At 40.8% G+C, this 12,804-nt stretch carries 13 protein-coding genes and 1 pseudogene; 13 read left to right on the top strand and 1 reads right to left on the bottom strand.

The window, feature by feature from the left end:
- Positions 1-36: 36 nt before the first annotated feature.
- From rnpA to NDM98_RS13760, 12 genes and pseudogenes are all read left to right on the top strand, one after another.
- On the top strand, positions 37-402 hold the full coding sequence (rnpA, locus tag NDM98_RS13815; RefSeq protein WP_251608620.1) for a ribonuclease P protein component: 366 nt from the start codon (positions 37-39) through the stop codon (positions 400-402).
- A gap of 25 nt (positions 403-427) precedes the next feature.
- Positions 428-1,231 (top strand): YidC family membrane integrase SpoIIIJ, encoded by an 804-nt coding sequence (gene spoIIIJ / locus NDM98_RS13810; RefSeq protein WP_251608607.1) that lies wholly within the window; start codon positions 428-430, stop codon positions 1,229-1,231.
- Entirely contained in the window at positions 1,194-1,826 is a 633-nt protein-coding gene (jag, locus tag NDM98_RS13805) for an RNA-binding cell elongation regulator Jag/EloR (protein ID WP_251608605.1), read from the top strand. The genes spoIIIJ and jag overlap by 38 nt, the downstream gene beginning before the upstream one ends.
- 202 nt (positions 1,827-2,028) lie before the next feature.
- Positions 2,029-3,406 (top strand): annotated as a pseudogene (gene mnmE / locus NDM98_RS13795) (tRNA uridine-5-carboxymethylaminomethyl(34) synthesis GTPase MnmE).
- A gap of 80 nt (positions 3,407-3,486) precedes the next feature.
- Positions 3,487-5,376 (top strand): tRNA uridine-5-carboxymethylaminomethyl(34) synthesis enzyme MnmG, encoded by a 1,890-nt coding sequence (gene mnmG, locus NDM98_RS13790; RefSeq protein WP_251608599.1) that lies wholly within the window; start codon positions 3,487-3,489, stop codon positions 5,374-5,376.
- A gap of 12 nt (positions 5,377-5,388) precedes the next feature.
- Positions 5,389-6,102: a 16S rRNA (guanine(527)-N(7))-methyltransferase RsmG gene (gene rsmG / locus NDM98_RS13785; protein ID WP_251608597.1), complete on the top strand. Its 714-nt coding sequence runs from the start codon at positions 5,389-5,391 to the stop codon at positions 6,100-6,102.
- A 191-nt stretch (positions 6,103-6,293) separates the two neighbouring features.
- A complete protein-coding gene (gene noc, locus NDM98_RS13780; protein ID WP_251608595.1) occupies positions 6,294-7,145 on the top strand; it encodes a nucleoid occlusion protein in 852 nt (283 codons plus the stop codon).
- Positions 7,146-7,293: 148 nt separating this feature from the next.
- Entirely contained in the window at positions 7,294-8,055 is a 762-nt protein-coding gene (locus NDM98_RS13775) for a ParA family protein (protein WP_251608592.1), read from the top strand.
- A complete protein-coding gene (locus tag NDM98_RS13770) occupies positions 8,048-8,890 on the top strand; it encodes a ParB/RepB/Spo0J family partition protein (RefSeq protein ID WP_251608589.1) in 843 nt (280 codons plus the stop codon). The genes NDM98_RS13775 and NDM98_RS13770 overlap by 8 nt, the downstream gene beginning before the upstream one ends.
- 78 nt (positions 8,891-8,968) lie before the next feature.
- Complete coding sequence (locus NDM98_RS24135) at positions 8,969-9,520, top strand: aminotransferase class V-fold PLP-dependent enzyme (protein ID WP_307728819.1); 552 nt, start codon at positions 8,969-8,971, stop codon at positions 9,518-9,520.
- Entirely contained in the window at positions 9,492-10,124 is a 633-nt protein-coding gene (locus tag NDM98_RS24130) for an aminotransferase class V-fold PLP-dependent enzyme (RefSeq protein ID WP_307728818.1), read from the top strand. Before NDM98_RS24135 ends, NDM98_RS24130 begins: the two co-directional genes overlap by 29 nt.
- Before the next feature lie 29 nt (positions 10,125-10,153).
- Positions 10,154-10,864 (top strand): DUF554 domain-containing protein, encoded by a 711-nt coding sequence (locus NDM98_RS13760; protein WP_251608586.1) that lies wholly within the window; start codon positions 10,154-10,156, stop codon positions 10,862-10,864.
- Positions 10,865-10,975: 111 nt separating this feature from the next.
- Here the strand turns inward: NDM98_RS13760 and yyaC are convergent, their stop codons facing one another.
- Positions 10,976-11,617, bottom strand: coding sequence for a spore protease YyaC (gene yyaC / locus NDM98_RS13755; protein ID WP_251608583.1), 642 nt, complete (start codon positions 11,615-11,617; stop codon positions 10,976-10,978).
- Between the two features lie 86 nt (positions 11,618-11,703).
- Here yyaC and NDM98_RS13750 point away from each other — a divergent pair, with 86 nt between their 5' ends.
- Positions 11,704-12,732 carry a YkvI family membrane protein gene (locus NDM98_RS13750; RefSeq protein ID WP_251608580.1) on the top strand — a complete coding sequence of 343 codons (1,029 nt, stop codon included), beginning with the start codon at positions 11,704-11,706 and terminating at the stop codon, positions 12,730-12,732.
- Positions 12,733-12,804 lie beyond the last annotated feature (72 nt).

The raw sequence follows: 12,804 nt of genomic DNA, 5'->3' as shown, positions 1-12,804 counted from the left end.
GCTTCAAAGAGTAGAAGACAATAGGGGAGCGGAAATATGAGAAAAGAACAGCGGATTAAAAAGAATGAGGAATTTTCGGCTGTATTTAATCATGGTCGTTCCGTAGCGAACCGTCAATTTGTTCTTTATGTTCTAAAAAAAGAGGGACAAGAGCAGTTTAGATTAGGGCTTTCTGTTAGTAAAAAGGTTGGTAATGCAGTGGTTCGCAATCGAATTAAGAGGTTGATTCGAACTGTTTTTCAAGAAAAGCAGGACGTACTTCACTCTCATTGTGACTATGTTGTCATTGCGAGAAAACCTACAGCAGATATGGATTATTATGAGTTCCAAAGTAGCTTAGCACATGTGATGAAAAAAGCAGGTGTGAATAAGCGGAGCTCTCAAAGTGCATCAAAGAAATGACAAGTTGTGCAGAGGGTGTGAAAGAGTGAAGAATAAGTGGGGGTTATTCATTGTTTCATTTGGTCTGCTGTTTCTCTTAACCGGATGTTTCAGTGTGAATGAACCGATTACTAGTAGTAGCGAAGGAATTTGGAACAGCTTTTTTGTGTATCCGGTTTCTTGGTTAATTATTAATTTTGCCGATTTTTTTAATAATTATGGATTAGCGATTATTGCTCTAACCGTTTTAATTCGTTTGGTGATTATGCCTCTCATGATCAAACAAACAAAAAGCATGAAGGCTATGCAGCTCTTGCAGCCTGAAATGCAGAAGCTTAGAGAGAAGTACAGTGCAAAGGATCAGAACACACAGCAGAAGCTGCAAAAGGAATTAATGGGTCTGTATCAAGAAAAAGGCGTGAACCCATTTGCTGGCTGTTTGCCGCTTGTGATCCAAATGCCCATTCTTCTCGCCCTTTATCATGCCATCATGAGAACAACTGAAATAAGTGGAAATACATTTTTGTGGTTCACATTAGATGTGCCTGATCCTATTTTCCTGTTGCCAATTGTGGCTGGTGCAGCAACGTTTGTGCAGCAAAAAATGATGATGGTGCAAAATAACCCGCAAATGCAAATTTTGCTCTATTTGATGCCGATTATGATTACGGTATTTGGCTTCTTCTTGCCTTCAGCCGTTATCCTTTATTGGGTTGTTGGAAACCTATTTATGATTGCTCAAACGTACTTTATTACGGGCCCGAACGTAGAACAACGGAAGGCTGCGAAAGCGGGCGTTGGAGGGAAATCAAATGTTAAAGGTAAGGGTGTCAGGAAAAACAATCGATGAGGCTGTAGCCAATGCTTATCAGCAACTCGATGTACCTAAAGAACGAATGTCTTATGAAGTCATTGAAGAAGCTCGAAAAGGCTTTTTAGGTTTTGGATCAAAACAAGCAATCATTGAAGCATATGCCATACCTGATCCAGAAGAATTGGCGCACGAATTTTTAACAAAAACCATTGAAAAAATGGGGATTGCTGCTTCTTTAGAAAGAAAGAAGACAAGTGAAGGTCTTCTTTTTTCGATTAACTGTGAAGAAGAGCGAGATACTGCTAGACTGATTGGAAAACGCGGTCAGACGTTAGACTCACTAGAATATCTTGTTGGACTAGCTGCTAATCGAAATAAAACCAAACACAAAGCCTTTCAAGTGGATGTCGGTGAATATCGTTCAAAGCGGTATCAGACATTACGTGAACTCGCGGTACGAGTGGCTAAAAAGGCCAAGTATCAAGAAGATGGTATTCCGCTAGAACCGATGAACGCACGAGAACGCAAGGTTGTTCATCAAGTTTTATATAGAAGAGAGGGCATCATGACGTTCTCTAAAGGAAAAGGAAGTCAACGACACGTAATTGTCAAGAAATCAACGGAGTCTTGATTCCCATATACATGTAAGTAAAATCCTCTATCTATGAAACTAGATAGAGGATTTTGCCATTGCTGATACCGGTCTGGTTCATAGCTTTTCAGCTAGGTCTGTGCTATTCTATTACATTAGAAGCAGTCTGAAAATACGCCCATTTTTGATCGATGATGATCATGATATAGAGAGTTTTTTAAAAGTAGGAGGTGACGAGTAGATGATAACAGAATTCGATACGATAGCTGCCATTTCAACAGCTCAAGGTGAAGGAGCTATCGGAATTGTCCGCCTGAGTGGAGATGAGGCAATTGCGATTGCCTCTCATTTATATGCGGGAAAACAACCACTAGAAGAAGTTGCCTCGCATTCGATTGTGTATGGTCACATCACAGATGGGACCAATAAGGTAGAGGAAGCGATGATTAGCGTAATGAGAGCGCCTCGTACCTTTACAAGAGAGGATGTAGTAGAAATCAACTGTCACGGTGGATTGGTTTCTGTTAACAGAGTTCTCCAAGCTTGCGCTAAAACATGGAGCGAGGCTGGCGGAACCTGGAGAATTCACGAAACGAGCTTTTTTAAATGGGCGAATTGATTTGTCCCAGGCAGAAGGTGTCATGGACTTAATTCGTGCAAAAACGGACCGAGCGATGAATGTTGCTCTTGGGCAGCTTGAGGGACGTTTATCAAAGAAAATCAAGGTGTTACGACAAGAGTTATTGGAAACAGTAGCCCAGGTTGAAGTAAACATTGATTATCCTGAATATGATGCCGAAGCGATGACCCATGACCTAATGATTGAAAAAGTAGGTTTTGTTATAAGAGAAGTGGATAAGCTGTTAGAAACCGCAGGACAAGGGAAAATCTTGCGTGAAGGATTAGCTACAGCGATTATTGGCAGGCCGAATGTAGGCAAATCTTCTCTAATGAACAGCCTCGTTCATGAGAATAAAGCCATAGTAACCGATATTCCAGGGACCACAAGAGATACACTTGAAGAGTATGTAAATGTCAGGGGTGTGCCGCTGAGACTTGTGGATACAGCAGGTATTCGTGAGACAGAGGATATTGTTGAAAAACTTGGTGTTGAACGTTCAAGGAAAGCACTTCGTGAGGCTGATTTGATTCTACTCGTTTTAAACCATGGTGAAGAGTTATCCATGGAGGATGAAGCGTTGTTTGAAGCAGCTGCAGGCATGAATGCAGTTGTCATTGTGAACAAAATGGATACTGTACGGAAGATTAACCTAGAGCGTGTGGAGCAGCTTGCCGCAGGTCGACCGCTTGTGACCACTGCTTTTATAGAAGATAAAGGAATTGATGACTTAGAAGCAGCAATTGCGAACCTGTTTTTTGAAGGAGCCTTAGAGGGTGAGGATGCAACGTATGTATCAAACACTCGTCATATTGCTCTTTTAGAGCAGGCTAAGCAGACGGCGCAGGATGCGTTAGATGCAACTGAAGTAGCGATGCCTATAGATTTGATTCAAATTGACGTTACAAGAACATGGGAGTTACTTGGTGAGATTATTGGAGATAGTGTACAGGACAGTTTAATCGATCAACTATTCTCTCAGTTCTGTTTAGGGAAATAAATAAACCCATCGAACCTTTTCAGGCAGTGGAACATACTGTTTGAAAAGAATGGGATCAAGCAAAGAAAGAAGGATGAACCATGAGCTTTCAAGGTGGAGATTTTGATGTCATTGTTATCGGCGCAGGGCATGCTGGCGTAGAGGCAGGACTCGCCTCAGCCCGCATGGGTGCTAACACATTAATGCTGACGCTGAACCTCGATGCCGTTGCGTTTATGCCGTGTAACCCGTCTGTTGGAGGACCGGCAAAAGGAATTGTCGTACGAGAGCTTGATGCATTAGGCGGAGAAATGGCTCGTAATATCGATAAAACACATATTCAGATGAGAATGCTGAATACAGGTAAGGGGCAAGCTGTACGTGCATTGCGTGCGCAGGCTGATAAATTCCTTTACCAACATGAAATGAAAAAGACTATTGAAGAACAAGAGAACCTACTGCTTCGTCAAGGAATGGTAGAGAAGCTAATTGTGGAAGATGGAATTTGCAAAGGTGTCATTACAAACACAGGTGCAGAATATCGCAGTAAATCGGTTGTTATCACAACTGGAACATACCTCCGTGGAAAAATCATTCTTGGAGAATTGGCGTATGAGAGCGGTCCGAATAATATGCAGCCATCTGTGCAGCTATCCTATCACCTGCAAGAGCTAGGTTTTGAAATGGTGCGATTTAAAACAGGAACGCCTCCACGCGTGAATGGTAATACCATTGATTACGACAAAACCGAAATTCAGCCTGGTGATGATGTGCCGCGTGCATTCTCTTATGAAACAACAAAATATATTACGGATCAGCTACCATGCTGGTTAACATACACGTCACTCGACACTCACCTGATTATTAATGAAAACTTAACTCGTTCGCCAATGTATTCAGGTATGATTGAAGGAACAGGTCCACGTTACTGCCCGTCTATTGAAGATAAGATTGTTCGTTTTAATGATAAGCCGCGACACCAAATCTTCTTAGAGCCAGAAGGTCGTAACACGACTGAAGTTTATGTACAAGGGTTATCAACAAGCCTACCTGAAGATGTGCAATTAGACATGTTAAAATCAATTCCAGGGCTCGAAAACGTAAAAATGATGCGTCCGGGCTACGCCATTGAATATGATGCAATCGTTCCAACACAGCTTTGGCCAACTCTAGAAACCAAAAAGGTTGAAGGATTGTTTACAGCTGGACAAATAAATGGAACATCAGGATATGAAGAGGCTGCCGGACAAGGTGTTATGGCTGGTATTAACGCTGCATTAAAAGCACGCGGAGATGAAGGTCTTATCCTTGATCGCTCACAAGCCTACATTGGCGTTCTGATTGATGATCTGGTAACGAAGGGTACAAATGAGCCGTATCGCCTTTTGACCTCTAGAGCGGAATTTAGACTGCTTCTGCGTCATGATAATGCAGATCTAAGACTTACGGAAATTGGACATCAAATTGGGTTGATCAAAGAAGACCGATTCAACCGTTTCCTTGTGAAAAAAGAACAGATTATTTCTGAGAAAAAACGACTCGAAAAAATTGTGATTAAACCAGCGGCAGAGGTAGATGCAATGCTAGAAAAAGCAGGATCCTCGCCTTTAGCTGAAGCCATGCATGCAGCGGCGTTATTACGTCGACCGGAATTAACCTATCAGCATATTGCTGCTATTATCCAACCATCTGACTTCCACATCCAAGATGATGTGGCAGAACAGGTCGAAATTCAAGTGAAGTATGAAGGATATATTAGTAAACAATTGCAGCAGGTTGAACGGTCAAAAAAAATGGAAAACAAAAAGCTTCCTGAAGACCTTGATTACATGGCCATTAATGGTCTTGCTACTGAAGCAAAACAAAAGCTTGCAGAAGTACGTCCGATCTCACTCGGCCAAGCTTCACGTGTTTCGGGTGTGAATCCTGCTGATATTTCCATCTTACTTGTCTATATGGAGCAAGGGCGTTTAGCAAAAGTTCAGCCATAGAAAGAGGGACGTATGAATAAAAGTGAATTTGTTCTATCTTTATCAAAAAAAGGAATAGACTTATCGGAACATCAGCAATGGCAATTTGAGCGCTATTTTGAGCTTTTGGTTGAATGGAATCAAAAGATGAATTTAACCGCGTTAACCTCTGAATCCGATGTGTATCTCAAACATTTTTATGATTCAATTAGCGCGGGATTCTATTATTCATTTACCGAGCAAAAACGAGTACTTGATGTTGGAGCCGGTGCAGGGTTCCCTAGCTTACCAATCAAAATTGTATTTCCTGAGATTCATGTGACGATTATTGATTCCTTAAAAAAACGAATTGGATTTCTCGAACACCTTTCCGCTGAACTTGGTTTAAAAGGCGTAAGCTTTCATCATAACCGAGCAGAGATTGCAGGACAGGATGGTGCCTACCGTGAACGCTTTGACGTGGTGACAGCTCGGGCTGTTGCTAGGCTTTCTGTTTTATCTGAGCTATGTTTACCTTTTGCCAAAACAGGCGGAGATTTTTTAGCCATGAAGGGTGCAGGAGCAGAGCAAGAACTTCAGGATGCAAATCAAGCGATCAAAACATTAGGTGGTACAGTTGGAGAAACCTATTCGTTTACATTGCCTGAAGAAGAAAGTGAACGAACGATTTATTTGCTCCACAAAACACGATCCACACCAAAGAAGTACCCACGCAAAGCAGGAGTTCCTGCTAAGCAACCTCTCTAAATGATACGGCAGTGTTTCACGTGAAACACTGCCCACTTGTACATAATGATGTCGATGATCATAAAACAATTCTTGACGCTTACACGCTGTTTGGATATAAAAGAGTTAGAGATAAAAAGGGATTATAGACCTTGCTGTCGAATAGATAGATAAGACGTAGAGGTTTATAAACAGAAGGTGGTGTCAGGGCGATGAAGCAGCCGTTTTCACGCCTATTTGGCTTTAGTGACAAACAGGATGAGACAGCAGTGATTAGAGAGAATGAGGAAGTACAACAGATCTCTTTAGCAGAAATTGTACCCAATCGTTTTCAGCCACGGACCGTATTTGATGAAGAGAAAATTGAAGAGCTTGCCCAAACCATTCGTACACACGGGGTTATTCAACCGATCGTTGTTCGTCAACGTGATGACAAATATGAAATTATTGCAGGTGAGCGTCGTTGGCGTGCAGTCACCCATCTTGGGTGGGAAAAGATTCCTGCGCTTGTAAAGGAATTTAATGATTCACAAACAGCATCCATTGCACTCATTGAAAACCTTCAGCGCGAAGGATTAACGTCTATTGAAGAAGCCGTGGCTTATGCAAAGCTTATTGAAATCCATGGCTTAACGCAGGAAAGTTTAGCCCAACGTCTTGGTAGAGGTCAATCAACCATTGCGAATAAGCTACGATTGCTTCACTTACCTGAGACTGTACAGCAAGCGATATTGGACAGGAAGATTTCAGAAAGACATGCTAGAGCCTTACTTGTTTTAAAGGACACGGAGAAGCAACAAACCATCCTAACTGAAATCATTGAGCATTCATTAAATGTGAAACAAACAGAAGAACGAGTGAAAGCTCTTATTGAAGGAGAAAAAGCTCCAGAAGAAAAGAAAAAGAAACCAACACGTAAAGCCTATTCAAAAGATATGAGAATTGCGATGAACACGATCAGGCAATCAGTCGATATGGTTCTTCAAAGTGGGCTAGATATAGATACAAATGAAGAAGAAAATGATGAATTCTATCAGTTTACGATTCGTATCCCTAAAAAGTAATCTATCTTTTGAAAGATAGGTTATTTTTTTACTAATCTTTTTTAAAAGATTTTCAATCTCACACAACTTTCTAAAATCATTTCCCTTAAACTATGATAGAATAAGAACGACTTATGTTAGTTCTTTTTGAGGGAAAGTAGGTGGCTTAGTGGCCAAGATTATTTCAATTGCCAATCAAAAAGGGGGAGTGGGTAAAACAACCACTGCCGTAAACTTAAGCGCATGTCTTGCTTTTCTTGGACATCGAGTCCTTTTGGTTGATATAGACCCGCAAGGAAATGCATCTAGTGGGGTAGGGGTAGAAAAAGGCGACGTAGACGAGTGTGTATACGATCTGCTTGTTGAAGATATTGAAACCAAGTCAGTTATACGTAAAACAACGGTTGATAATTTATCTGTTATTCCATCTACCATTCAATTATCAGGTGCAGAAATTGAACTTGTATCAACAATTTCCAGAGAAGTTCGTTTAAAGCGAGCATTGTCGGAAGTTGCTGACGAGTACGAGTATATTTTTATTGATTGTCCACCGTCTTTAGGTTTGTTAACGATTAACGCATTAACCGCTTCAGATTCGGTTTTAATTCCTGTTCAATGTGAGTATTACGCACTGGAGGGATTAAGCCAGCTGTTAAATACGGTTCGTCTTGTTCAAAAACATTTGAATACTGATTTGGCGATAGAAGGTGTCCTATTAACCATGCTAGACGCTAGAACCAATCTAGGTATTCAAGTGATTGATGAAGTGAAAAAATACTTTAGAGAAAAAGTTTTTGATACCATTATCCCTCGTAACGTTCGTCTTGGAGAAGCACCGAGTCACGGGAAACCAATCATTGTGTATGATGCAAAGTCACGTGGAGCAGAAGTTTACGTAGATTTAGCGAAGGAAGTGGTAACAAATGGCTAAAGGATTAGGTAAAGGTCTTCAGGCATTTTTCCCAGACGAGAAGCAAAATCAAATCGAACAAGTTGCACTAAAACAAATTCGCCCAAATCCGTATCAACCACGTAAAACATTTACGGAAGAGGCTATTAGCGAACTTGCACATTCAATCCAAACACACGGTATCCTTCAGCCTATTACAGTTCGTAAAAGTATTAAAGGCTATGAGATTGTGGTTGGAGAACGTCGTTTTCGTGCAGCTCAGCATGCAAAGCTGGATTCCATCCCTGCCATTGTTAAAGAGTACAATGAAGATGAGATGATGGAGTTAGCCCTTATTGAAAATTTGCAACGTGAGGATCTGAATCCAATTGAAGAAGGAACGGCTTATCAAAAGCTGATGAGTCATCTTGATGTGACACAGGAACAGTTGGCAAAACGTCTTGGAAAGAGCAGACCGCATATTGCCAATCACATTCGATTGCTCCAGCTACCAACCGTTGTCCAACAATTCATTTCAGATGGAAAACTCTCGATGGGGCACGGACGAGCTTTGCTTGGTCTTTCTGATAAAAACAAGCTTTCGTCTTTATTAGAAAAAGTACTCCATGATAAACTAAGCGTGAGAGAATTAGAGTTACTCGTGCAACAGCTAAATGATCGCGTTTCACGTGAAACAAAAAGAAGAAAAATTAACCTCTCTCCATTTTTAAAAGAACGTCAGGATATCCTGCGTACGACACTTGGAACATCTGTTGCAATTAAACCAGGTAAGAAAAAAGGAAAAATTGAAATTGATTATTTCTCTGAAGATGACCTAGAGAGAATCCTACAAATCTTATCTGTTGAAGAAAAATAAATGTAATGATCATTAAAAATAATAAAAGATGAGGTCATCCATCAGGTGGCTTCTTTTTTTAATGGAAGGACCAGATACATGCTTTATTTTGACCATGCTGCATCGTCATTTCCAAAACCGAAAAAAGTAGGGGAGGCGATGAAAGAAGCGGTTGATCTTTACGCAGCTAACCCTGGACGAGGTGGACATGCTCTATCTCAACAGGCAGCCGCAGTTGTAAAAAACACGCGTAAAGAACTTGCTGACTTATTTCAAGCACCCCATGAAAGTCATGTTTGGTTTTATCAAAATGCAACCATGGCGTTAAATCAAGCGATAGTAGGTTTTCCTTTTGAAGTAGGAGATCATATTATTACCACAACATTTGAGCACAACTCTGTGTTACGCCCGTTAAAGGCTCTTGAGCAGCAAAAAGGAGTTCATATCACGTATGTTGAACCAGATCATACCGAAAGCTATCAAGTTGAAGATTTTACAAAGCTAATAACAGAGCAGACAAAAATGATTGTCATTTCACACGCTTCTAATGTGACAGGTGCGCTTTTTCCAATAAAAGAGTTAGGTGAACAATTGTCTAATCATCATGCAACGATTGTTGTGGATGCATCGCAAACGGCTTGGAAAAATTGATATTCAGATGGAACGAGATCATATAGACTTACTTGCTTTTGCAGGGCATAAAGGTTTAATGGGACCTCAAGGCACTGGTGTTCTAATTAGTAAACAAGATTATGGATTAGAGCCATTAATTCATGGTGGCACCGGCACGCACTCTGAGTTAGAGCGTCAACCTGAGCAGTGGCCGGAGCGATATGAGGCTTGTACATTAAATACACCCGGTATTGCCGGCTTGTTAGCTGGAGTGCAAGCGATTAAGGAAAAAGGAATCGATTCTATCAGATCACATGAAGAAGAATTGATGCGGACATTTATTGAAGGTTTGACCAAACTTGAATATGTGACATGTTATGGTCCTAGAGACCTTCAAAAACGAGTAGCGGTTGTTTCGTTTCACGTGGAACATATCTCAAGTCATGAGATCGCTATGATTCTAGATTCCACGTATCAAATAGCTGTAAGAGCAGGCTTGCATTGTTCTCCAAAAACACATAAGTATTTAAAAACAATAGATGAAGGATTGGTTAGAGTTAGCTTTGGTCCGTACAATACAATGGATCAAGTAGAGCGCCTTCTAGACGCAGTGAAAGAAATTACCGAAGCTTTTACAAACTGAAAAATGAATAAGAATAGGAAGAACAAAACATGGTACTTACAGGAACATTAGTAAACGGAGCAGCCATTATAGTAGCTGGATGTATTGGATTAATGGTTCAAAACATCCCCGAAAAAATGAAAACAACGGTCTTACAAGCAATCGCTTTAGCTATTATCTTATTGGGGATTCAAATGGGACTACAAACGGAAGAATTCCTTCTGGTGATAGGTAGTTTAGCTGTAGGAGGGGTTTTAGGTGAGTGGATAGGCATTGATTCACACCTTAATCAACTCGGCATGTGGATTGAATCTAAGCTGAAACCGGCAAAATCAGGAGAATCCGGCAAAGTCGCGCAAGCCTTTGTCACAACATCATTAATCTATGTTGTTGGAGCGATGGCTGTACTTGGATCGATTGACAGCGGGCTTCGTGCAGACCACTCCTTACTTTACACAAAAGCCATGCTTGATGGGCTCTCTGCTATTATCTTTGCCTCAACACTAGGTTTTGGTGTCTTATTATCAGCGGTTCCAGTGGTCTTATATCAAGGCGCTATTGCTCTGTTAGCAACGTATATTGCAGCGTTTATCCCAGGACCTATTCTTGAGCAGTATATTCTTGAGATGACAGCTGTAGGCGGAATTATGGTTGTTGCAATTGGATTAAATATTTTAGGGATCACCAGTATACGTGTAGCAAATCTATTACCAGCCTTGCCGGTATTAGGCGGACTTATTTGGATTTTATCAATTGTGTAGGGTGCATGTTGACGATTCAAGTGGAGGCTAGGACAGAATTGTTTTAGTTATCAGATAAGCCGAACCATTATGTTGTTTATTTCACATAATGATTCGGCTTTTTCGTCTGTTTTAGACATTTTTCATATCAGTTGGAGTATATTGGAACACAGTTTGAATTGTTGGTGATGTTGTCGTACTACTGGATATCTGTTGGTCTGCTAAATAAAGTGACTGAGCAATGCTTTCTGCCATCGACATGACGATGTGAAGCCGTGTGTTTTGTAAGACATAAAACTCCATAGCCCCACCCACATTCACAATACCAGTAATATGAATATCCCCAACCTTAGGCAGGTTTTTGTGCACAGCAGCACCAGGGTGTAATGGCCCCTCTTGGATCGTCAAAGAGCCAACATTCACTTCCTGACCAAGACAAGCATCAATTGCAATGATAAATGGGTTATCGTGTTTTGAGTTGACCTCAGCAAGACGGTCTGCGAGATTCATAGCGTGTACAGGGTATTCTAAGGTGCCGTATACATGAAAATGCTGTAGGGATAGAATCTCAAGCTTAGAGCCTATCAATGGACCAAGAGAGTCCCCTGTAGAGCGATCTGTGCCAACACAAAGAATAATAAGGTCGCGTTTATTTGCCTGCTGACAGTACTTTAGAATTTGTTCGGCAAAAGGCCCGTGAGTCTGGATCTGTTCAAAGGGGACACGGAATGGTTGAGCTTTCTTTTTGTTAAAACGCCATAGGTTTGGACTCATAACTTGTACTCCTTTGCCATAGTAGTAACAGTATAGTAGTTCAGAGACGTTTTTATACATGTAGTGAAAAAAGGGAGCGAGCTTGGATGTGGGCAAACGGATTTAAATGGATGTTCTTAATCGTTGGGACATTAATAGGAGCAGGGTATGCATCCGGTCGGGAACTCTGGCAATTTTTTGGGGCAGAGAGTAATGTAGCTATTCTATTATTTACAGGATTGTTTACAGTAAGCTGTTATGTGATTATGAATCTTGCTTATAGGCAGAAAACGACTCAATATGTTCCGTTGTTAACCAGTCTGGTTGGACCAAAATTGGCACGAGCCTATGATTGGATTATTTTATCCTACTTATTTTCAACAACAACGATTATGCTTGCCGGGGCAGGGGCAACACTTGAAGTGTATAATATTCCGTTTTGGTTAGGGATGGCGGGAAGTGCTGCACTGGTCGTTTTACTTTTCATTCGAGATACAGATGGAATGACCACTGTTAATGCTTTTTTAATTCCTATTTTAATTTTATCATTAGTTAGTATTCTATTAGTCTTTCAATATTCACGTGGATTCACATTTACCTTCGATCTGAGTCATCAGCATAACTGGCCTGCGGCGATCACATTCACTTCCTTAAATATCTTGCCAATTGTTGCCGTTGTTGCAGCCGTTGGCAATCAAATTAAACATCGAGGGGAAATTTGGATTGCAACGATAGGCAGCGGAATTCTGATGGGTTCGATTTCTTATTTATATAATGAATCGTTACTGCAAATTGCTGGAGAGATTATGTTTTACGAGATTCCCTTGTTTGTGATTCTTAAACAATATCCATCTATTATGGTTATTGCGATGTCTGTTTTGTTATGGCTTGCGATCTACACAACAGCAGGGGCAGGAATCTTTGGATTAATATCGAGGCTGAGAGGGCTTTTAAAAGGGGAGAGTTGGTTAATTGCGATGCTGCTATTAGCGATTATGGCACCACTCACAACATTTGGTTTCTCTTCAATGATTGCCGTTTTGTATCCTTTATATGGAGCAATTAATCTCTATCTGTTAGTTTGTATTGTTCTGTATCCATTTTTTCACCATCCTGCGTTAAAACGAAATAAATAAGCATGCTAGACGGTTTCCCTTTTTAATCAAGAATCGTGTATAATAAGACGGAGTATGCTTCTGGGAGGTCGA

Source organism: Alkalicoccobacillus plakortidis, from assembly GCF_023703085.1.
GTDB lineage: Bacteria > Bacillota > Bacilli > Bacillales > Bacillaceae_D > Alkalicoccobacillus > Alkalicoccobacillus plakortidis.
Note: the sequence above shows the minus strand (reverse complement) of the source record. Positions and strands in the feature narration are given on the sequence as shown.